Source organism: Hymenobacter metallilatus (assembly GCF_003944705.1).
In the GTDB taxonomy this organism is placed as follows: Bacteria; Bacteroidota; Bacteroidia; order Cytophagales; family Hymenobacteraceae; genus Hymenobacter; species Hymenobacter metallilatus.
This window is the reverse complement of sequence record NZ_RWIS01000012.1, coordinates 1-21,830: the sequence shown is the minus strand read 5'-3', so window position 1 is coordinate 21,830 and position 21,830 is coordinate 1. Positions and strand designations below refer to the sequence as shown.

The window sequence follows — 21,830 nt, the reverse complement described above, 5'->3', positions numbered from 1 at the left end:
GGCAAGCCCGTCGTAGTACTGGAACCACGTATTGCTGCCTCGGGCAAGTGAGCTCACCCAGAGTTGGCTCACCCATCTGGTAGTTCTGAAGCCGGGGCCGGAAACCCGGAAAGCAGCCGGACCCTCTTGTTTTTTTGCTACTCTACTTCCTTTCCCGATTATGGCCACCAACCACGAGCCGGATGTGCCGGCCAACCACAACGAAGACCGCCGCACCTTTCTCAAACAATCGTCCTTGCTTACGGCCCTGGCTCTGGTGCCCGGTCCGGTGGTATCGGCCGCGGAAGCCAAGCTGGACGAGCGGGTGGCCGAGGCCATTGAGCAAGTGCCCCTGAGCCTGAAAGTCAACGGCAAAAAGCTGAAGCTGAAAGTGGAGCCCCGCACCACCCTGCTGGACCTGCTGCGCGAAAACCTGCACCTCACCGGCACCAAAAAAGGCTGCGACTACGGCCAGTGCGGCGCCTGCACCGTGCACGTGGATGGCCAGCGCGTGAACAGTTGCCTGAGTTTTGCCGTGATGCACGACGGCCAGGAAATTACCACCATTGAGGGCCTGGCCGATGGCGACAAGCTCCACCCCATGCAGGAGGCCTTCGTGAAGCACGACGGCTTCCAGTGTGGCTACTGCACCCCCGGCCAGATTATGTCGGCCGTGGCCTGCGTGCGTGAGGGCCACGCCGGCTCGGAAGAAGAAATCCGGGAGTACATGAGCGGTAATATCTGCCGGTGCGGGGCCTATCCCAACATTGTGGCCGCTATTCAGGACGTGAAGCAAGGAGGACAAAAGGTATAGGCAATTCTGAATGATGAGTGCTGAATGCTGAGTTTGGGCACGCTCTTTCCGCCTTTATGCTCATTCAGTCTGTCAATTCAGCATTCCTAATTCCTAATTCAGCATTCAAGCAGATGAACCAGTTCCAGTACGTGCGCGCTACCAAGCCGCAAGCCGCCATTGAGGCGGTAGCCAAGGACCCCAACGCCCGCTTTATTGCCGGCGGCACCAACCTCGTGGACCTGATGAAGCGCGGCGTGATGACCCCGCAGAAACTAGTGGACATCAACCGCCTGGATCTGCGCAAAATTGAGCGCCAGAACAACGCCCTGCGCATTGGAGCACTAGCCCTCAACTCCACCGTAGCCGACGACAGGCAGGTGCGGGAGCGGCACCCGCTGCTGGCGCTGGCCCTCAACGCCGGGGCCTCGCCGCAGCTTCGCAACATGGCTACGGTAGGCGGTAACATGCTGCAGCGCACCCGCTGCCCCTATTTTTACGATACGGCCCTGCCCTGCAACAAGCGCCAGCCCGGCTCCGGCTGCGGGGCTTTGGAGGGCATCAACCGCATGCACGCCATCTTCGGCTTCTCTGATAAGTGCATTGCCGTGCACCCTTCTGATATGAGTGTGGCCCTGGTAGCCCTGGATGCCACCGTGCAGGTGAGCGGCCCCAAAGGCAACCGCAGCATCCCCTTCGCCGACTTTCACCGCCTGCCCGGCGACACCCCCGAAAAGGACACCAACCTGGAGCCCGGCGAATTGATTACGGCCGTGGATATTCCGGATGGTCCGTTTACCAAGCATGTACACTACCAGAAAGTGCGGGAGCGGGCCAGCTACGCTTTTGCCCTGCTTTCAGTAGCGGCGGCCCTGGATATTGACAATGGCACCATTAAAGCGGCGCGGCTGGCCATGGGCGGGGTGGCCCACAAGCCCTGGCGCCTCACGGCGGCCGAGCAGGCGCTGATAGGCAAGCCCGCCACCGAGGCAATCTTCCGGCAGGCCGCCACCGTGGCCATGCAGGGCGCCAAAGCCTTCAAACACAATGAATACAAGCTGCGCCTGGGCCCGAACATCATTGTGCAGGCCCTGAAAACGGCCGCGGCCGCCTAACCCCCACCAAGTATGAACGCCCCAGAAAAGAAAATCGGCGCGCCCATGAACCGGGTGGACGGCCGCCAGAAGGTAACCGGCGCGGCCAAATACGCAGCTGAGTATGATCTGCCTAACATGGCCTACGCCGTGCTGGTGGGTAGCACTATTGCTAAGGGCCGCCTCAGCAGCATCGACACGAAAGCCGCTGAGCGGGCTCCCGGTGTGCTGGCCGTTATTACCCACCTCAATGCGCCCAAAGCCCCCGGCGCCAAGCCTGCGGGCAAAGACCCCTCCCAGCCGCAAACGGTGGGTAGCGCCCTGCAGGTGTTCCTAGACGACAACATCCGCTTCAACGACCAGCCCATTGCCGTGGTGGTGGCCGATACGCTGGAGCGGGCCCGCTTTGCGGCGCGGCTGGTAAAGGCCCAGTACGCCCCGGAAAAGCACCAGACCAACCTGGAGGCCAACAAAGCCAATGCCTTCCTGCCCACCCAGGCCAAGAAAAACCCGAAGTCGGGGGCAGCGGACTACCAGCGCGGGCAGGTAGATGCCTACAAAACCGGCGCCCTGAAGCTGGAAGCCGAGTACGTGATACCCACCGAGGTGCACCACCCCATGGAGCTGCAAGCCATTACGGCCCACTGGGAAGCCCCCGACCGGCTCACGCTCTACGACAAAACCCAGGGTACCATGGCCACCCGCCGCGACTTTGCCCGGCAGTGGGGTCTGCCCGAGGCGAACGTGAAAGTTATTGCCACCTACGTAGGTGGCGCCTTCGGCAACGCCCTGCACAGCTGGCCCCACGAGTCGGCGGCTATCATTGCCGCCAAGGTGGTGAACCGCCCCGTGAAGTTAATGCTGACCCGGGAGCAGATGTTTACGATGGTAGGGTACCGCCCCTACACCTGGCAGAAAATTGGGATGAGCGCCACGGCCGACGGCAAAATTACGGCCATTACCCATGAAAGCATCGGCCAGACGTCCACCTATGAGGAGTTCGTGGAAGCCACCCTGGGCCAGACTAAGATGATGTACGAGTCGCCGAACCTGACGACGCGCTACCGGCTGGCGGCCCTGGATGTGGGCTCCCCCATCTGGATGCGCGGCCCTGGCGAGGCCACCGGGGCCTTTGCCCTGGAGTCGGCCATGGATGAAATGGCTTTCCTGCTGAATCTGGACCCCCTGGAGTTTCGTCTGCGCAACTATACCAATCAGGACCCCGAGAAAAACCGCCCCTGGAGCAGCAAATTCCTGAAGGAGTGCTACCAGGCAGGGGCCGAGCGGGTAGGCTGGAATAAGCGCCAGCTCAAGCCCGGCGCCCTGCGCGACGGAGAGTGGCTGATTGGGTACGGCATGGGCGTGGGCACCTTCGGGGCACACCGGGGCTCCTCTAAAGCCAGCGCCCAGCTGTTGCCCAACGGCACCGTGCTGCTGCAAAGCGCCGTTACGGACATTGGCCCCGGCACTGGCACGGCCATGACCCAGATTGCGGCCGACACCCTGGGCCTGGCCCCCGGTAGAATTCGCTTTGAGTGGGGCAACTCCGACTTTGCCCAAGCGCCCACCCAGGGCGGCTCGGCCATTGTAAACACCGTGGGCCCGGCCGTGCAGGAGGCCTGCCTGGCCCTGAAAGACAAGCTGCGTGAACTGGCGGCTGGCGGCAACAGTGCCTTTGCCTCTGCCAAAAAGGAGGACGTGGTGCTTGCCGATACCCACCTCACCCTGACTGGCAACCCCACCGCCCGCGCCCCCTACACCGACCTGGTAAAGCAGGCCGGCGGCACGGCCGTCACCGTGGAGTCTAAACCCAGCGGTGAAGGCCAGAAGGTTTCGATGTACTCGTTTTCGGTGCATTTTGCCGAGGTACGGGTGCACGAGCTAACCGGCGAGGTGCGGGTAAGCAAGTTGATTTCCTGCGCCGACGCCGGCACCATCATCAACGAGAAAACCGCCGGCAACCAGATGAAAGGCGGGGCTGTGGGAGGCATCGGCATGGCCCTGATGGAGCACGCCATTATCGACGACCGGTTTGGCCGCTACGTCACCAAGGACCTGGCCGATTACCACGTACCCGTGCACGCCGACTCCCCGGCCGTGGAGGTGTTTTTCGTGAACAAGCCCGACCCCTACGTTAATCAGCTGGGCACCAAAGGCATCGGCGAAATTGCCACCATCGGCGTAGCCCCGGCCATTGCCAATGCCGTATTCAACGCCACCGGCAAGCGGGTGCGGGAGCTGCCCATCACCCCGGATAAGCTGGTGTAAGGCAAGCTGCGTGAACAGCAAATAAACCAGCCCGTCATTCCTCGGCTCCGCTCGGAATGACGGGCTTTGTAGCAGCAAAACCATTCCTGTACACAAGCCCTAAGCCGTCATGCTCAGCATGACGGCTTTTGTATGCACCTGACATGCGCTCCAGGTGGCCCGGACTTTCTAACTTGCCGCTCCACCCAACTATCCCGCTGTGCCTGCTGCCGATAACCGCCCCCAATCTTCCATCCTTATCGTTTACACTGGCGGCACCGTTGGGATGAGCTACAACAAGCGCGGTGAGCTGGTACCAATGAACTTCGAGCAGATTCGGAAGAAGATGCCCGAGCTGCGCCAGCTGAACATGCAGGTGGACGTGACTAACCTCGGCGACCCCATCGACTCCAGCAACGTAACGGCCCAGGACTGGCTACGGCTGGCCGCACTTATCGGGGAGAACTACGCGCAGTATGACGGGTTTGTGGTGCTGCACGGGACTGATACCATGGCTTACTCGGCGGCGGCCCTGAGCTTCCTGCTGGAAAACCTGGGCAAAGCGGTAGTATTCACCGGGGCCCAGGTGCCCGTGGGCCGCATCCGCACCGATGCCCGCCGCAACCTGGTAACGGCCCTGGAAATGGCCGCCGCCCGCCATTCCGTAGCCGGTACCGTGCGCGTACCCGAGGTGTGCCTGTTCTTCAACGACCAGCTCATCCGGGGCAACCGGGCCAAAAAAGTGGAAAGCCAGCAGTACAACGCCTTCCGCAGCGAGAACTACCCGCCCCTGGCCGAAGCGGGCATCGAGCTGGAATTCAATGAGGAGCACATCCGGTTGTTGCCGGCCGCGCCGCTCAAGGTGCATCAGCAGCTGGAGGAAAACGTAGCCATTGTGCACTTGTTTCCGGGCCTTACGGAGCGGATGCTGCGCGCTCAGCTGGAGGCCCCCGGCCTGCGCGGAGCCGTGCTGCTCACCTACGGGGCCGGCAACGCCCCCACGGCCCCCTGGTTTTTGCAGGCCCTGCGCGCTGCCACCGAGCGGGGCGTGCTGCTGCTAAACGTGAGCCAGTGTGAGGAAGGCCGCGTGATGCAGGGCCGTTACGAAACCAGCGCCTACCTCACCGAAATGGGCATTGTGGGCGGGGCCGATATTACGGTGGAAGCCGCTATTACCAAGCTTATGTTTGTGCTGGCCCTCAACGAGAAACCTGCCCTCACGCGCCACCTGCTCACTCAGGACCTGCGCGGCGAAATCACAATAAACTGAGCAAAGGGCCACCGTCGGCTTGCGTATCCCGAAAATCGGGTGTTATTTTGCGCCACCTAACCGCATCCTTGATGCACACCCAGAGAGGTGTCCGAGTGGTTGAAGGAGCACGCCTGGAAAGTGTGTATGGGTCTAAAGCTCATCGTGGGTTCGAATCCCATCCTCTCTGCTAAGAGCCCGTTTGCAAGCCGCAAACGGGCTTTTTGTTTACCTCCCGGGCCGTAGCCGGGCCACATGGGCCGCTGCTTTCGGGTGTGGCCGGGCCTTTTCCGGCGCACCAAAATGGCGGGCGGCAGGCCTGCTACTGGGCCGCGGTGGCAGAATTGCCGTTTAAAGGGCCTATGAAACGACCCCACGTAATCTGCCACATGATGTCCTCCGTGGACGGAAGGATTCTGTCGGCCAACTGGCAGGATGAAAACCTGACCGAAACCTACGCCGGCTACTTCGAGAAATACCACGACACTTTTACCAGCCAGGCCTGGATGTGCGGGCGCATCACCATGGAGCGCGACTTCTCGGGCGGTGTGCAGCCTGACTTGCAGCCCGCCCCCCACCCCATTGCCCGGGAGCCTTTCGTTGGGGATGCCTCTGCCACTTCCTTCGCCGTGGCCGTGGATGCCCACGGGAAATTGGGCTGGAACAGCAACGCCACCGGCGGCGACCATATCGTGGAGGTGCTCACGGAGCAGGTCAGCGACGAATACCTATACTACTTACAGCGCCAGCGTATTTCCTACTTGTTCGCGGGCGGGAAGGAAATAGATTTTGCTTCGGCGCTGGAGCAGCTGGCCCGGCTGTTTCCCATTGAAACGCTGATGCTGGAAGGCGGCGGCCACCTGAACGGCTCCCTACTCAACGCCGGCCTGATTGACGAGCTGAGTCTGCTGGTGCTGCCCATTGCTGATGGCACGCCTCACTCGCCCACCACGTTTGAGGTGAGCGACTACCTGCAAAAAGGCCCGGCCACGCGCCTTCATCTAAAAGAGGTGCAACAGCTGGATAACGACGTCGTCTGGCTGAAATACCGCTTTTCGGGGGCGTAGTTGCCAGTCTCCTGAAACTGTCATTCCGAGCAACGCGAGAAATCTGGATTTCCCATTCAAGGGTTGACCCAGATTCCTCGCGTTGCTCGGAATGACAATGAAGCTGCTGGTGCGAATGAAGTTCAGCGAAGCCGGGTGCGCCATATCTACTCTGCCGGATTAGTTTTTGAGCCGCGCCGCTTCCCCAAACAGCTCCAGGGTGTTGCGAGTGGTGGCCTGGGCTACTTCGGCGGCGGTTACGCCCAGTATTTCGGCTACGCGGTAGGCTACCAGCGGAATATAGGCGGGCTCGTTGCGCTTGCCCCGGTGGGGCACGGGTGCCAGGTAGGGCGCATCGGTTTCCAGCAGCAGATGCTCCAGGCCCAGGCCGGGCAGCACTTTATCGAGGCCGCCGTTTTTGAACGTGGCTACCCCGCCAATGCCCAGCTTGAAACCCAGGCGGATAACTTCCTCGGCTTCCTCGCGGGTGCCCGAGAAGCAGTGGAACACCCCGCGCAGGGAGCCGTCCTGAGCGGCCGTGATAATGTCGGCGGCTTCGCGGAAGGCTTCGCGGGTGTGCAGCACCAGGGGCAGGTGGTGTTTTTTGGCCAGGGCCACCTGAATGCGCAGGGCTTCTTGCTGTTCCGCCAGCATGGTTTTGTCCCAGTAAAGGTCAATGCCACACTCCCCTACTGCCGCAAAGGGCCGCTGGCTGAGCCAGGTTTCCACCTCGTACAACTCCTTCTCAAACTGACGGGTAACGTGGCAGGGGTGCAGGCCCATCTGGGCGAAGCACTGGTTGGGGTAGCGGGCCTCCACTTCCAGCATGGCATCAATACTGGTGTGGTCGATGTTGGGCATGAAGATGGTTTCCACCCCGGCCTCGAAGGCCCGGAGCAGCAGCTCATCCTGGTCGGGCTTGAGCTGCTCGGAGTACACGTGCGCGTGCGAGTCAGAAAATTGCATGCTACAAAAGTGGTGAATTGTTAGATGGGCGAAGAGTGAAAACGCCGTCGTCCTTCATGTACCCATTGCAGGCCTGCAGCCAGCGCAACAGGGCTTCCGGGAAGGCTGCCGGTTGTCACCTGCTGTCAGTGCTGGCCGTATGGGGCAACTGGCTAATCGTGCAAGTGCTGATGTAGGGGAATAACCCGTGCTGCTATGACACGGCTTACCGCACCGCTCAGGAGGGCACTTTCACTTGCTCAGCGGTACTGCCGGCCCTTCCACTCAAACCCCAGCGGCAGCAAGCGGAACAGGCCCAGCCCCACCGTGAGCATCATCGTGTACAACTCAAAGAGAGGCAGCAGCTCCAGGGGCGGGCGGCGGCCTACCTGCCGAAAGCACTTGGTAGCCAGCCAGCCCTGCACTGCCAGCTTAGCCGCCCATACTCCCAGCACAGCCGGCCAGCCCGCCACCACGCCCAGTGCCAGCAGTAAGGGGTAAAATGAGCCGTATAAGGCCAGGCATACCTGCAGCCACCAGGGCAGCTGCTCTACCCCGTGCAGCCAGCGCCGCCGCTGGTGCAGCAGCTCGCCCCAGGTGTACATCGGCAGCGACTCGGCCAGTACCTCCGGGCGGAACAGGTTGCGGTAGCCAAAGCCCCGGTGCAAAATGGCTTTGAACAACTCAAAATCCTCGGTTACGGAAAACGGCAGAGCTTCATAGCCGCCGGTAGCCTCGTAGGCGGCGCGGGTAACCAGCATATTGTTGCCCATGGCCGTTACGGGACGGCCCAGGTCGGTTACCACCTGCACCAGGCCCAAGGAGAGCAGCCAATCCAGGCCCTGAAGCCGGTGAAACAGGCGGGGGCCGGTTACCAGCGTGAGGCCGGTTACGCTGCCAATACCCGACTGGGCCTCGGCCAGCAAGGCCCTGAGCCAGGTGGGCGGTACGGCAATATCAGCATCGGTAATACAGAAATACCCGGTAGTGGCAGCCCGGGCCAGATGGGCCAGCACGTTGGCTTTGCCCCGGGCCCGGCCCAGCGGCTGCGTAATGGGCACCACGCGGAACACACCACCGTAGCCCTGCATGGCAGCGGCGGCCACAGCAGCTGTATTATCGGTGGAGCCGTCGTCGCCGAGCAGTACTTCTACCAACTCCGGCGGGTACTGCACCCTTCGAATAGCAGCCAGGCACCGCCCGATGGCTGCTTCCTCATTGCGGGCCGCAATGAGAATACTCACCCGGGGCAATGGGTTCGGCAGCGACGACGCAGGCCGTTCCCGGCGCCCAAACAGCACGGTAGCCGTAAGCAACAGCCCAAACCAGCCCAGAAAACACAGCGCGAGAAAAATTAGCATGAGGTTCTACAGCTTGGCAAACCGGTACCCCAGCCCGGCGAAGTGGGCCAGGTAGCGGGGTAGCACGTACCGTAGGTTGCGGCTGGCCTTGAGGCTGTCGTGAAACACGATAATGGAGCCCGGCCGCGTAAGCCGGACGGCAGTAGCCAGGCACTGCTCGGGGGCGAAATCCGGGTCATAGTCGCAAGTCAGCACATCCCACATAATAATCTGGTGGGTGGTATTCAGCTGCCGGGCCAGGGCGCGGGTAATGCGGCCGTAGGGCGGGCGCAGCAGTGGCCGGGCTTCGGGCTGCAGCTGCTGCAGCAGGTGCTGGCAGCGGGCCACGTCGGCCAGGTACTCGGCTTCAGATCGGCTCCAGCCGCTGAGGTGGTGGTAGGTATGATTGGCCAGGCGGTGGCCGGCAGCCAGCACCTGCCGGGCCACCGCCGGGTGTTTGCGCACATTATCCCCCACGCAGAAGAACGTAGCCTGCGCCCCGAACCGCGCCAGCTGCTCCAGCACAAAAGGGGTTTCCTCCGGAATAGGCCCATCATCGAAGGTCAGGTACAGGGTAGGCGGCGTGGCAGGCGGCATAGTCCAGAGACACTCCGGAAACAGGCGCTGCACCAGGCCGGGCATGCGGTGTAGGTGCATGTCTCGTTGTTAGTTGCTGGTTGGTAGTTGTTAGTTGGCAGTTGGCAGTTGGTAGTTGGTAGTTGGTAGTTGACAGTTGTTAGTTGGCAGTTGTTAGTTGGTAGTTGGTAGTTGGTAGTTGGCAGTTGGCAGTTGGTAGTTGGTAGTTGGCAGTTGGTAGTTGTTAGCCGATAGGTTTTGTGTTTTCGCTAACAACCGCCAACCAACAACTAACAACCAGCAACTAACAACTAACAAAGCTCAGCGGCCCGCTCTACTTCGGCCCAGAGGCGACGGGCGCTTTCCGGCCAGGAAAACCGCTGCACGTTGCGTCGGCCCTGCTCAATGAGCTGCTGCCGGTACTCCGCCGATGCGTATATCCGGTGCAGGCCCTCGGTGATGGAGGAAACGGCAAACGGATCCACCAGGCAGGCCGCGCCGCCGGCTACTTCGGGCAGGGAGCTGCAGTTGGAAGTAAGTACCGGAGAGTCGCAGGCCTGGGCCTCGATGACGGGAATACCGAAGCCCTCGAAGTACGGCACGTAGCAGGTGGCCAGAGCGGCGGCGTACAGCTCTACCAGCTCCGCATCAGTGGCGCGGCCGGTGAGATGAACATCGTGGCGGTAGCGCAGCTGCTGGTACACCTCGAAGATGGGGCCGGCTTTCCAAGCCGTGCGGCCCACTATCAGCAGCTTGGTAGTGGCCCCGGTAGCCGTTTTGAACGCATCAAAAGCCCGCAGCAGATTCACCAGATTTTTGCGGGGCTGCAGGGCTCCAACAAACAGGAAGTAGTCTTTACCGGCGGCAAACCGCTCCCGGGTGGCCCGCTGCACCGTCGCCGGCTGGGGCCGAAAATGCGTATCGGCGGCGTTGTACACCACGCTGATGTTCCCCTCCGCAATGCCGTAGGTGCGCACAATATCCTGGCGGGTAGCTTCTGATACAGCCACCAACCGCTTAGAGGCGCGGGCAAACCGGGGGGTGAAATACTGATAGTAGCGCAGCACCAGCTTGCTTACGTCCTGGGGAAAGTGCTCGAAAGCCAGGTCGTGAAGCACGGTTACGCGGGGTACCCGGGTGCGCAGGGTGGTAAAGCCGTCGGGGCTGAGGAATACGGCCGGGCGGTGGCGGCGCAGCCACTGGGCCACGGCTCCCTCAAACCAGACCACCCACAGCAGCGGGTGCCGGGCTGGGGGCCGCAACACGTGCGGCACCACGTTCGGCCCCAGCAGATACCGCGCATCAAAGGCTCTGTCGAAGAGAAAATGAAACGTGTGCTCCGGTTGTTGCTGCACCATATGGCGCAGGGTTTCCAGCGTAAACCGCCCAATTCCCTCCAGCTTATCGCCAGGCAGCAGAAAGCGGACGTTGACGGCTATGTGCATGGAGTTGGGGTAGGAAGGGGTGAGAGGGTGTGAGGGGCTGACGTTGCCAAGGTAATCTAACGCCACCACGTGAGGTTCCTCGGCCAGCCTGGATTGACGCGCAGACGTGGCGTATTTCCTTTGCTCAGCTTAATGGGCTTTTGCGCGTACCATTGGCGCGTTTTACTGCTGCCCGGGTAGCTGTTTGTTGGTTCGCAGCGCCTGTAGCTCGGCCACCGACACTATACCCAGCGCGAATATCAGCACCAACAGCCAAACGCCCGCAATACTGGTTTCCAGCCACCACGGCAGGCCCGAGTAGGTGCGCAGCAGCTGCCAGCCTCCGCACAGCCCCAGAAACGCCAGTGCCAGCCGGCCCATTACCCCCCAGGGCAGCTGCACGCCGGTTCGGCGGGGCACCAGCCACACGTACCCCACCGATACAACTACGGCACATAGCAGCGTATTAAACGCTCCGGCCAAGGCCCCGTAGCGCGGCATCAGCAGAAAGTTGAGGCCCGTGTTGAGCACGATGCTACCCGTTACCAGCCAGGAAACCGGTTTTTCGTGGTCGGTGCTGGTGAGCAGCGTGCTATAGATGGCGAAAAAGGCATGGACCAGCACGTTCAGGAACAGCACCTGCAGGCACTGAGTCATGCGGAGCAGCTCGGCGGGGCTGCTGTGTTTAAACTGAAAGAACAGCAGCTCGCCCCTGAACAAGCCGAAACCCACTACCAGCAGCAGGGGCACCGTTACCACCCGCTGCCCGAACCACAGCAGCTCCTGCTGCTCACGGGTGCGGCCGGTGGCAAAAGCGAAACGGGCAAAAAACAGCGGCAGCACCGTCCAGAGGTACATCATCACGGCATCCACCCAGCGGTAGGCGGCGGCGTAGTAGCTGGCTTCCCGGGCCGACACGATCCGCTCCAGCATAAGCATGTCTATCCGCTCGTTGAGCCCATACACCAGCGTGATAAAGGCCAGCGGCAGGCTTTCCAGCAGCAGCTGCCGGGCCTGCTGCCAACGGGGCCGCAGGGCCACCCGGCCGTACAGCCGCCGGATAAGCGCCAGCAGCAGCAGAAAAGCAACCAGCACCGCCGCGGTGCGCGCACCTACGTACCGGTCCAGGGTGAGCCCCAGCGGCAGCAGCACCAGCACCAGGCCCAGCAGCAGCAGCCGCTCCAGCACCGACAGTACGGCATCGGTATTGAAACGCTGGTGGGCCTGCAGCACCCCGCGCAAAAACAGCGTGTACTGCGTAAGCAGCAGCCCCGCCGCCGTAATGGCCAGCAGCAGCAGCCAGTGCCCCCGGTAGCCCAGCAACCAGCCGGCTCCCATCGTCAGGAACAGGAAACCAAGGCCCAACCCCGCCCGGAGCGGCAGCAGCGTGGGGAAGAAATCGGTAAAATAGCCAGGGGAAGCAGCCAGACGCTTAGTAGTGAGTTGGGTAGTACCCAGATCGGAAACCGCCGCCACAATGGTGGCCAGCGTCAGGAGGGCAGTAAAGGTGCCAAACTGCTCATGCCCGATGCGGTCCTGCACCACATTTTCCAACACCACCCAGCCAGGTTTTACCAGCAGGTTGAGCAGGACTACAAAGCTGATGTTTCCGAGGAAGCGTTTGATAGGCTAGAATAGTAAGGAGCCTGAAGAAAGAACCCAACGGCAAGGTACCCAAGGCGCATTACCCGGCCACAGAAGCGTAAAACTACGGAAAAGACCGTGGGCGCAGCGGGGTAAAAGGGGCTAGGTGCGGGGGTTTTTCCTCTATATTTGCCTGCCGTCGACGTCTGACCTTTCCACTTTCTGGTCGCACGGTCTTATTTGCAGCATGTCGGAGCCGTCCTATTCCCTCCTGGGCCTGTGGCCTATCATAAACCGTTGGAAAAAACTAGTAGGCCTGGCCCTCGTGCTGGCTCTGGTAGCAAGCATAGTTGTAGCACTGTTGCTGCCCAACGTGTACAAATCAACGGCCGTATTCTTCCCGACCAACCCTCAAACCACCGACCCCGACCGCATTGCCACGGAAGGCAGCAAGCTGGAGCTGGGCGGCCGCACCGAGGACCTGGACCGCGTAATCACCATTGGCGAGTCGCAACCAGTGGCCGAACTGATTATCAAGCGCTTCCGCCTGCACCAGCACTACGCTACCGGCCCGGTCGGCGACGATGCCGCCGATGATGCCGCCCTGCGCAAGTTCAGCTCCAACCTGGATATTGTGCACAACGAGCGGGACGCCATTGAGCTGACGTTTTTTGACGAGGACAAGCAGCTGGCCGCCCGTATTGCCAATGCCCTGGTACAGGTTATTGACTCGGTGAATCAGCAGCTGACCCTGGAAAACCGCCGCAATGTGTTGGGCATCTACCAGCAACGGTATCAGTTTCTGAATAAAGAGTTTGAAACGTCGCGGCAGAAGCTGATTCAGGCCCGGCGGCACTACGGCATTTACGGGCTGGAGCAACAGTCGCGCTACCTGGCCCGGGAGATTATCAAAGTAGAGTCGGAGCTACGGCAGGCCGAGGGCGAAGGGGAAGGAGGCAAAGCGGCTGGCTTGCGCCGGGCTCTGCGGGGCCTCACCCGCTCGGAGGAAGGCAACGTCATCAACCTGGAAGACTATACCCGGGGCGTAGATTCGCTGAACCTGTTTACGGCCCGCATGACCGACCTGCAGGCTCGCCTGGTAAAGGCCCGGGGCGACTTTGAAACCGCCGATGTTGCCCTGAAAGGCAAACTTTCTTCGCTCTACCTCGTGCAGAAAGCCTATCCGGCCACCAAAAAGAGCAAGCCCATCCGCTGGCTGATTGTAGCCGGCTCAGTGTTCCTGACGCTGGCCCTCTCCATTGTGGTGATTACGCTGCTGGAACTCTGGCGGCGCACAACCCGCCGGCCGGCCGGCCCCGCCGCGCTGTGAACCAGCGGCTAGCTTCCTTGCTGCCCCAGGACCCGGCCCAGCGCACTTTTTTGGGCTTCGTGGGGTTATTGCTGCTCAGCGGAGCCACCGCCCTGCTGCTGGACACGCCCCTGGCATTGCTACCCGTAGCACTGGTGGTAGGCTTGCTGGTGGTGCTCACGGAATGGCGGCTGCTCTATTACCTGCTGTTCCTGACGCTGGCTTTCTCGCGGGAGTTGCCGCTGCCCGGCGGGTTCAGCATGGACGTGCCCTCCGAGCCCCTGCTGCTGGTGCTTACGGGCTGCCTGCTCGCTACCCTGCTCCTGCGGCAGGGGCATATAGCAGGACGGGAGTTGCGGCATCCGCTGGTAATTATTCTGCTGCTGATGCTGCTGTGGTCGGTGGTATCCGCCACGTTTTCCGTGGACACCACCAAGTCCGTCAAGTATCTGCTGGCTAAAACCTGGTACCTGGTACCGTTCGGGCTAGGGACGCTGCTGCTGGTACGCCGCCCCGCCGATGTGTGGCGACTGGCGGGCCTGTACGCCATCAGTGCGTCGCTTACAGTGCTTATTACGGCGGCCAAGCACGCAGCCCACGGCTTCAGCTTTGAGTCGGTGAATGAGGCGGTGCAGCCCTGGTACCGCAACCATGTTATTTACGCCACGGTGCTGGCCTTGCTCCTTCCCTTCGCTCTCTACAGCATCCGCAGTACGCGGGGCAAGGAGAAAACGGCCTGGTGGATAGCTGCGTGCATTCTGCTGTTTGGCCTGATTACGTCCTACACCCGGGCCTCGGTGCTGTCGTTGCCGGTGGCGGGGCTGTTTTACTACGTGGTGCGGCTTCGCCAGACGCGCCTGCTATTGCTGGCCGTGCTGGTAGCCGTGCTGACCGGGGCATCGTATTTTCTGAGCCAGAACAACTACATGCTGTACGCCCCTAACTTTGAGAAAACCGTGTTTAACGGGGAAAACTTCGAGAAGCATCTGGAGGCTACCTACAAGCTGCAGGACGTGTCGGGGATGGAGCGGGTGTACCGCTGGGTAGCGGCCGCCCGCATGGCCGCCGACAAGCCGCTGGTGGGCAGCGGGCCCAGCACATTCTACCCCGAATACAAGCGCTACACGGTGCGCAGCTTCCGCACCTACGTGAGCGAAAACCCGGAGAAATCAACCACGCACAACTACTTTCTGCTGGTGCTGGCAGAACAGGGCTTTCCGGGAGTTCTGCTGTTTATCACGCTGCTCTGCGCGGCCCTTATTACCATCGAAACGCTGTACCACCGCACCCGGCCCGGCACCCAGCCGCGCTACGTATTGCTGGCCTGCGGGATGAGCTTCGTCGTCATCGTATTTCACCTGCTGCTGAACGAGTTGGTGGAAGTCGACAAAATCGGCTCCTTCTTCTTTATCAACCTCTTCCTCCTTATCCGGGTCAGCAGTTGGACGAGAGGTGAAGTGGTGAAGTTGTGAAGTGGTGAAATTGTGAAATTGTGAAGTGGTGAAGTGGTGAGTGTGACGTCCCGCTTGCACTATCTGCGCGGGTTGAACGTCACACTCACCATTTCACCATTTCACAATTTCACCTTTACTTAAACCGGCAGCTGAGGATAGTCACGTCGTCGGCGAAGCGGGTGCCGTTGGTGTTGAAGGCCTCGATTTCGCGGAGCAGTTCCCGGTGTACGGTAGCCAGGGGGGCGTAGCGGTTGTGGTGCAGCACCCGGAGCACCCCTTCCTCCCCAAACTCCTCATGGTTGGCGTCAAATACTTCCGTCAGGCCGTCGGTGTAGGAAAGCAGCAGGGCCCGGGGCGGTACGGTTATACGCCCTACCTTCAGCATGGGCAGTTCGTCCATAACGCCCAGCATAATGGAGCCTTCCTTGAGTAGCTGTACCGGGCCGGCATCCGGAATCAGCAGCGGGTCGTTGTGGCCGGCATTCACGTACTCCAGCACGCGGGTGCGCCGGTCGTAGAGGCCGAAAAACACGGTAATGAATTTGTCGCCGCCGGCATTGCGGAAAATCAGGTTATTCAGCTCCTGGGCTACCGTGGCCAGATCAGCCTGCTGGCGCAGCAGGGTGCGTAGCCCGGCCTGGAAGTTCGACATCAGCAGCGAAGCCGCCACGCCCTTGCCCGATACATCGGCCACGCAGAACAGGAACCGATTGGCATCCAGGTCCACCACATCATAGTAGTCGCCACCCACGGCGGTATGGGGCACGTAGCTGGCCTGCACAGCCACGTGCGCATCATTGGGCAGCTTGCGCGGGAACAGCATCGTCTGCACTTCCTGGGCAATTTCTATTTCCTTGCGCATAGCCGCATCGGCAACGCGCTGCCGGGCCAGGCGACGGTTCTGAATGGCCCCAATGAGAATGTTGCTCAGGGTTTGCAGAAACTTGGTGGCCTCTTCGCTCACGTAATCATCGTGTACGTTGCCGCTGAACACGTACGCCAGCACTTCGCCATTCTGCACCACCGGAATGCTGGTTTCCAACGGTTCCCACTCCTTGCCCAGGCCCTGGAAGCTCCGGAGTGAGCAGGGCTGGCCGGTACAGTTATCCAGAATGGCCGCGGGCAGCGGCACTTTGCGAAAATCCGTGAGCCCTGCCCCGAAGGAAACCACGCATAGCCACTGCTGCTCCTCCTTCACGAACAGCACCAGCCGCCGGATGTTGAGCTGGCCGAGCAGGGTAAACTGAAAGATTTTATACAGCGAAGCCTCAGTGGGGTCGTGGTTAATGGCTTGGGTAATTTCCAGCAAGGCACCCAATTCCCGCTCTTTCAGAAACAAACGCTTTTCGGGGGTAGTATTTGGCATAGCGGGTGGAGTCATGAATGTTGAATTATGAGTGCTGAGTTACATAGGATGAAGTTGCAGACAGAAACCGACTAGCCGCAATTTCATAACTCATCATTCATAACTCAACACTCTATACAAGTGGGGTTTTAGGGTCGTAGGCGTCGCGGAGGCCATTGCCGAGCAGGTTAAAGCTTAGCACCAGCAAGCTGATGGCCAGCCCTGGCAGCAAGGTAAGCCAAAGGCCGGCTTCGGTGCCCAGCAGCTGAAAGCCTTCGTTTACCATGAGCCCCCAGGAAGGGGCAGGCGGCTGTACACCCAGCCCCAGGAAACTCAGACCGGCTTCCAAAAGAATAGCCGCCGCAAAATTACTGGTTGCCAGCACAATCAGCGGACCGGTCATATTGGGCAGCAGGTGCCGCCAGATCAGGCGGCTCTGGGACAGCCCCAGCACCCGGCCAGCTTCCACAAAGGTTTTCTCGCGCAGACTCAGCATCTGGCCGCGCACCACGCGGGCCACATCTACCCACATGGTGAGGCCCACGGCCACAAACGACGTCCAGACGCCTTTGCTATCCAGGGCCAGAGAAATGGCAATAACCAGCATAATGCCGGGAATGCTCCACACCACCGTCATCAGGCCCAGCAGCAGGCTATCTACCCAGCCGCCCACGTAGCCAGCCACCGCCCCAATGAGCATACCCAGCAGCACCGAAATGAGCACCGCCACCAGCCCAATGCCCAGGCTCACGCGGGTGCCCAGCAGCAGCCGGCTCAGCTCGTCGCGGCCGGCTTTGTCGGTGCCCAGCCAGTAGGTACGGTGCACAATGTTGTCCTGGGGTACGGTTGCGGCCAACTCGGCCGCCGTGCCGGTACGGCCCGCTACGGCCGTTAGCGGGTACGTTTGGGGGTGGTCGGCCAGGGCCGAGTGGTTCTGGTAGGGCTGGGTGTAGAGCGAATCGCCTTGCACCTGGTAGCTGGCAATGGGTATTTCCTGATACCGGGGCGCTTTACCCGCCCACCAGGTGCGCAGCGGATTACCGGCAACCCGTCCTGAATCAAGGAGGGGCAGGCGCAGGATGGTGGCGCTGAAGCCAGGCGCTTCCTTCTGGAGCTGCACCAGGCCGTTGTTGGCGCTGGGGGAATTATCGGGCAGTATCCAGTAGCCCAGCAGCGCCACCAGCGTACACAGCACAATAAAGCCCAGCCCCAGCATAGCCGGGGTATTGCGCAACAGCCGCTGCCGCACATAATAGCCGGGCGGGCGGGCCTGCGAGGATGCCACCGGTGCAACAGCAGTAGCCACGCTTCCTACCGGGAGTTATGTTGCAGCAGCCCTTCCTTGGAAGCCAGGAAGTAAGAGTCGCGCACAATGGCGCCAAACGAGCTTTCCTCGTAGGCCAGCTCCGTATCGGGGTCGGGCCAGAAGCTGCGCACCAGCCCCTGCTCCAGCAACAGGCGCAGGTGGCGCTCCAGCTGAGCGGGGGCAAAGCCGGTTTTCTGGCTCAGGTCGGGAAAGGAGGTGACGAAGTAGAGCTCGTCGAGAATATCAAATTCGGCGTCGGTCACGGAGGGCAGGGTTTTGGGCAAAGGTAGTACTCCGGGCGGGTTGTTCAGAGGCCAGAGCTGCTTACGGCACCAAGTTGTACGCAACTGCATCGGTGCTGGCAGGCGCTACTCCTTCCATCGAGCTGACGTAAAAGATAATCTGCTGAATTTCCTTGTCTGACAGCTGGAAGCTGGGCATTTGCTGCTGCTGGTACTGATTGAAAATCTTCACGGCGTACTCGTCGCCGCTGGCTACCAGCTTGCTGGAGTTTTTCACCCACGGAATAAGCCAGGCCATGGGGCGGCGCTTGGTGATGCCGGCCAGTGCCGGACCCACCACCACCTCGTTTATAGCGTGGCATTGGGCACAATTGCCTTTAAACAGCGCGTCGCCGGCGGCAACGGCGGCAGCATCGGCGCCAGGAGGCAACGAGGCTGCCTGTTTAACGGGCATATCGGTAAACTCGGTCTGGAGCGAGTCGACGGCCGCAACCGGTGGGGCTTCGGCCGGGGTTGGGTTGCTCAGGGTATCCCCCAGGATAACCAGACAAAAACAAATGGCCAGGGCTACCACAGCCAGTCCGGCCGGCATCAGAATTTCCAGCAGCTTCTTATGCATAGGTCTTTCAGGATAGAAAGTGAATTACCTATTGAAATACGGCCCGGAAGCTCACAATAGCAAGTGAAATCGGGGGTGATTTCAGCCTGTTTCGGGCCCGCGACTTCTGCTCCAGAAGCGCATTATGACTTCACCTGCCGGCCCTTCCACTCATACCTGCCGCGCAGGCCGGCCAACCCGGTAAGCAGGGCGTACGGAGCATAGGCCAGCTGCAGCACCGGCACCCACCACAGCCAGCGGCTTCGGCCCAGAAACCGGAGCACTGGCCGTAGCAGCAGGGCGTCGCCGAGCAGCTTACCCGCCCACACCCCTACTGCCACCCCAGCCGGTACGCCAGCAGTCAGCCAGAGCACTGCCCCCACTGGAAACGTGAGGTTGGCCAGCAGCACCAGCACCGCCAGCCGTTGCGGGGCGGAGGTCTGGTAGTGCCGCCACTTGCTGGCCCACCGCACCCGCTGCCGCAGCAGCCGGCCGAGTGTGGGTTGGGCTTCGGTCCGGACGATAGCCTGCTCCGCGCCCAGAAACCGGATGCTGCCGGGAAAGGCCGCATGAAGCTTGTGCAGCAGAAACTCATCGTCGCCGCTGGCTACGGCCTCGTTTCCCTGGAAGCCCTGCACGGCAAAGAAATCGGCACGACGGTAGGCCAGGTTGGCACCGTTGCACATGGTGGGTGCTCCCCGGCCGATGGAAGCCGCCCCCACCCCTACCAAACCAGCCAGCTCCAGCCCCTGCAGTGTAGCCAGCCACCCGTGCCCGGTCAGCAGCACGGGGCCGCTGATGAAGCGGGCCGCCGGGTGCCGGGCAATGCAGTGGGCGTAAGCCTGCACCCAGCCGGCGGGCAAACGGCAGTCGGCATCGGTGAGCAGCAGCCAGGGCGCTCGGGCAGCCTGTACGGCCGCCTGCACAGCCGCCTTTTTGCCGGTTGGGCTACCAGAAACTTCCGCCAATGGCAGTAGCCGCAGCGGGAAAGGGCTGGTGGCGGCTGCCCGCGTTACCACCTGCGCCGTGCTGTCGGTGGAGTGGTCATCCACGAGTAGCACCTCGAAACCACCCGAAACCGGCAGCTGAGCCGCCAGGTCGTGGAGCAGCAGGGGCAGGTTGGCGGCTTCATTGCGGGCGGCAATGATGATGGTAATAGCCGGGGCTTCCGCATGGGTTGCAGATGCCGGCTGAGGTAGCGCAACGTGAGCAGACGGCTGGTTGCCGGCCGCTACCTGTTGCTGCCAGGCCCGCCGGAACTGCAGCATCCTCCCCAGGTAGGCCCCCGCCACCCCCAGCAGCCCCACCGACGCTATCCAGCCCATTCCGCTCATACGGCCTCGGCTGCTTCCGGCCGGCTCTGCTTGCGTTTGCGCAACACCTTGAGCCGCAGTACAAACACCAACCCAATGGCACTGGGCACCGCAATATTCAGCACCCATAAACTCAAACTGGCACTAAGCACCGGCAGCACCGGCTCACCCAGCAGTCCAAATAAATGGGTGGCCGACAGCTCCCGCACGCCCACATCGGCCAGGGCATTAAGCGAGGGTACCAGGGACTTCAGCAGAAACGTACCCGCAATGGCCGCCGTAGCCGGCCCGGCCGAGGCCTGCACCCCGTAGGCCAGCAGCAGCAACCCAAACTGCGCGCAGAAAACCGCGTACCGCAGCCCCGAAATCAGCAGCGCGTCGGTCAGAATCCGGGCCGGGTAGGTGGGCATGATGGTGAGGAAGCGGCTGAACCGGCGCAACGGCTTCACGGCCTGAACGGCCGCCACCAGCAGCTCCGAGTGATACAGCGGCAGCAGCACGGCGGCATTCAGCACCACAGTAAGGGCCACCACGCCCAGCTGCGCCGCCGGGTAGCCCGGCAGATAAAACCGCAGCAGAAAATACAGCAGCCCCACCGTACCGGCCGCCACCGTGGCCACCAGCTGGCAGTAGCGCCCCAGAAACACGGCCCCCAGCGCATCCAGCCGCCGACTTTTCAGTTCCATGATGCGGCCGGCATAGTCGCCTACGCGGTTGGGAGTTACGAACCCCAGCGTGAGGCCTACCAGCACCGCCCGGAAGCTCCGCCGAAACGACACCGGCTCCAGGTGCCGGGCCAGCCGCCACCATTTCCAGGCTTCCAGCCCCCAGTTGAGCGGCATCAGCAGTAAGGCGGCCAGCACCGGCCCCCGCCCCTGCCCGCTCAGCGTGCGGGTGAGCAGGCCGCGCCAGGCCGCTGCCGTGGCGGCATCGGCCACCACGGAGTGCCACAGCAGCCCCAGCGTGAGCAGTGTAATAGCTAGCTTACCCGCCACAATCCAGCCTTTGTACCGGGCCGGGGCCGATGGTTCGGCGGTTTGGGCGTAGCTTTGAGGCTTCAACTGAGGCAAAGTGGCGGATGGTTGCGTAACTTCGGCAAGTTAGCCTTTATGGCTGGTAGCTATTCGTTGCTGACTTTCTGCGAATACAGAAAGTACTCTTCTTTTTCATAGCTATCAGCCAATAGCCATTAGCTAACAGCTACCAATATGATTCTGCCCCTCGCCTCTTCCTCTGAGCTACTGCCCAAAGTAATTATGGGCGTGGACCCCGGCACCAACCTGATGGGGTACGCCGTAATTGAGGTGCAGGGCCAGCACGCGCGCCTGTTGGAATATGATGTGATTGATATGCGCAAGCTGGGTACCAACCACGCCCTCAAGCTCAAGCGCATTTTTGAGCGCATGACGGAGCTGATTGATGAGCACCTGCCCGATGAGTTGGCCATTGAAGCCCCGTTTTTTGGGGTGAACGTGCAGAGTATGCTCAAGCTGGGCCGGGCCCAGGGTGTAGCCATTGCCGCCTGCCTGGCCCGCCAGATTCCGTACGTGGAGTACGCCCCCACCAAGGTAAAGCAGAGCGTAACCGGCTCCGGCAACGCCAGCAAGGAACAGGTGGCCCACATGCTGCGCCAGACGCTGAAGCTCCCGCCCATCGAAGAAGCTCCCAAGTTCCTCGATGCCACCGATGCCTTGGCCGTGGCCATGTGCCACCACTACCAGAAGGGCAACAACGTGAAGGCCGGCGGCAAAAGCTGGGGCAAGTTCCTGGCCGATAACCCCGGCAAGCTCGCCGCCCCCGTAGCCGGCAAAAAGGCTCCGGCGGTAAGGAAGAAGCCGGCGGCGTAGGGCTTTTTTAAGGGGCGGTGGTCTAAATCGTGGTTTTGCTATCTTGTGTGATGCTACAGACTACCCTTACCTGTGCTAAATGTGGGAGCACAGCCTTGCGCAAAAATGGGCATAGCCACGGCCACGCCAAGTATTTGTG

General features: G+C 61.4%; 19 protein-coding genes and 1 tRNA gene. 9 read left to right on the top strand and 11 right to left on the bottom strand.

The genetic code is table 11. The features are described from left to right. Positions 1–160 precede the first annotated feature (160 nt). From EI290_RS16630 to EI290_RS16605, 6 genes are all read left to right on the top strand, one after another. A complete protein-coding gene (locus EI290_RS16630) occupies positions 161–793 on the top strand; it encodes a (2Fe-2S)-binding protein (protein WP_125432683.1) in 633 nt (210 codons plus the stop codon). Between the two features lie 113 nt (positions 794–906). Beyond that, positions 907–1,887, top strand: a complete 981-nt coding sequence (locus EI290_RS16625; protein ID WP_125432681.1) for an FAD binding domain-containing protein — start codon at positions 907–909, stop codon at positions 1,885–1,887. Positions 1,888–1,899: 12 nt separating this feature from the next. Next, positions 1,900–4,134, top strand: a complete 2,235-nt coding sequence (locus tag EI290_RS16620) for a xanthine dehydrogenase family protein molybdopterin-binding subunit (RefSeq protein WP_125432679.1) — start codon at positions 1,900–1,902, stop codon at positions 4,132–4,134. Positions 4,135–4,333: 199 nt separating this feature from the next. After that, positions 4,334–5,383 (top strand): asparaginase, encoded by a 1,050-nt coding sequence (locus EI290_RS16615; RefSeq protein ID WP_246008983.1) that lies wholly within the window; start codon positions 4,334–4,336, stop codon positions 5,381–5,383. An 81-nt stretch (positions 5,384–5,464) separates the two neighbouring features. After that, positions 5,465–5,552: transfer RNA gene (locus EI290_RS16610), tRNA-Ser, on the top strand. A gap of 172 nt (positions 5,553–5,724) precedes the next feature. Further along, the gene (locus tag EI290_RS16605; RefSeq protein ID WP_125432677.1) at positions 5,725–6,429 is read left to right on the top strand and encodes a dihydrofolate reductase family protein; all 705 of its coding nucleotides are present in this window, start codon (positions 5,725–5,727) and stop codon (positions 6,427–6,429) included. A gap of 159 nt (positions 6,430–6,588) precedes the next feature. On the opposite strand, the gene EI290_RS16600 is transcribed toward EI290_RS16605, so the two are convergent. The 5 genes from EI290_RS16600 to EI290_RS16575 form a co-directional block, all read right to left on the bottom strand. Further along, the gene (locus tag EI290_RS16600) at positions 6,589–7,374 is read right to left on the bottom strand and encodes a TatD family hydrolase (protein WP_125432675.1); all 786 of its coding nucleotides are present in this window, start codon (positions 7,372–7,374) and stop codon (positions 6,589–6,591) included. A gap of 239 nt (positions 7,375–7,613) precedes the next feature. Beyond that, positions 7,614–8,714 (bottom strand): glycosyltransferase, encoded by a 1,101-nt coding sequence (locus EI290_RS16595; protein WP_125432673.1) that lies wholly within the window; start codon positions 8,712–8,714, stop codon positions 7,614–7,616. Between the two features lie 6 nt (positions 8,715–8,720). Then, positions 8,721–9,350 (bottom strand): polysaccharide deacetylase family protein, encoded by a 630-nt coding sequence (locus EI290_RS16590; protein WP_246008982.1) that lies wholly within the window; start codon positions 9,348–9,350, stop codon positions 8,721–8,723. A 230-nt stretch (positions 9,351–9,580) separates the two neighbouring features. Continuing rightward, positions 9,581–10,714, bottom strand: coding sequence for a glycosyltransferase family 4 protein (locus tag EI290_RS16580; protein ID WP_125432671.1), 1,134 nt, complete (start codon positions 10,712–10,714; stop codon positions 9,581–9,583). A 162-nt stretch (positions 10,715–10,876) separates the two neighbouring features. Next, a complete protein-coding gene (locus EI290_RS16575; RefSeq protein ID WP_262706465.1) occupies positions 10,877–12,298 on the bottom strand; it encodes an oligosaccharide flippase family protein in 1,422 nt (473 codons plus the stop codon). Positions 12,299–12,524: 226 nt separating this feature from the next. Here EI290_RS16575 and EI290_RS16570 point away from each other — a divergent pair, with 226 nt between their 5' ends. After that, entirely contained in the window at positions 12,525–13,607 is a 1,083-nt protein-coding gene (locus EI290_RS16570) for a GumC domain-containing protein (RefSeq protein ID WP_125432667.1), read from the top strand. Next, entirely contained in the window at positions 13,604–15,058 is a 1,455-nt protein-coding gene (locus EI290_RS16565; protein WP_125432665.1) for an O-antigen ligase family protein, read from the top strand. The genes EI290_RS16570 and EI290_RS16565 overlap by 4 nt, the downstream gene beginning before the upstream one ends. 115 nt (positions 15,059–15,173) lie before the next feature. On the opposite strand, the gene EI290_RS16560 is transcribed toward EI290_RS16565, so the two are convergent. From EI290_RS16560 to EI290_RS16535, 6 genes are all read right to left on the bottom strand, one after another. After that, positions 15,174–16,421: a PP2C family protein-serine/threonine phosphatase gene (locus tag EI290_RS16560; RefSeq protein WP_246008981.1), complete on the bottom strand. Its 1,248-nt coding sequence runs from the start codon at positions 16,419–16,421 to the stop codon at positions 15,174–15,176. A 97-nt stretch (positions 16,422–16,518) separates the two neighbouring features. Then, positions 16,519–17,691 carry an ABC transporter permease gene (locus tag EI290_RS16555; RefSeq protein ID WP_125432661.1) on the bottom strand — a complete coding sequence of 391 codons (1,173 nt, stop codon included), beginning with the start codon at positions 17,689–17,691 and terminating at the stop codon, positions 16,519–16,521. A gap of 5 nt (positions 17,692–17,696) precedes the next feature. After that, positions 17,697–17,954: an ArsR family transcriptional regulator gene (locus tag EI290_RS16550; protein ID WP_125432659.1), complete on the bottom strand. Its 258-nt coding sequence runs from the start codon at positions 17,952–17,954 to the stop codon at positions 17,697–17,699. Between the two features lie 61 nt (positions 17,955–18,015). Further along, positions 18,016–18,552, bottom strand: a complete 537-nt coding sequence (locus EI290_RS16545) for a c-type cytochrome (protein WP_246008980.1) — start codon at positions 18,550–18,552, stop codon at positions 18,016–18,018. Positions 18,553–18,674: 122 nt separating this feature from the next. Then, positions 18,675–19,856 (bottom strand): glycosyltransferase, encoded by a 1,182-nt coding sequence (locus tag EI290_RS16540; RefSeq protein ID WP_185817043.1) that lies wholly within the window; start codon positions 19,854–19,856, stop codon positions 18,675–18,677. A 5-nt stretch (positions 19,857–19,861) separates the two neighbouring features. Continuing rightward, a complete protein-coding gene (locus EI290_RS16535; RefSeq protein ID WP_246008979.1) occupies positions 19,862–20,905 on the bottom strand; it encodes a lysylphosphatidylglycerol synthase transmembrane domain-containing protein in 1,044 nt (347 codons plus the stop codon). Between the two features lie 147 nt (positions 20,906–21,052). Between EI290_RS16535 and ruvC the strand changes: the two genes are divergently transcribed. After that, positions 21,053–21,691, top strand: a complete 639-nt coding sequence (gene ruvC, locus EI290_RS16530) for a crossover junction endodeoxyribonuclease RuvC (protein WP_125432655.1) — start codon at positions 21,053–21,055, stop codon at positions 21,689–21,691. The last annotated feature ends 139 nt before the right edge of the window (positions 21,692–21,830 follow it).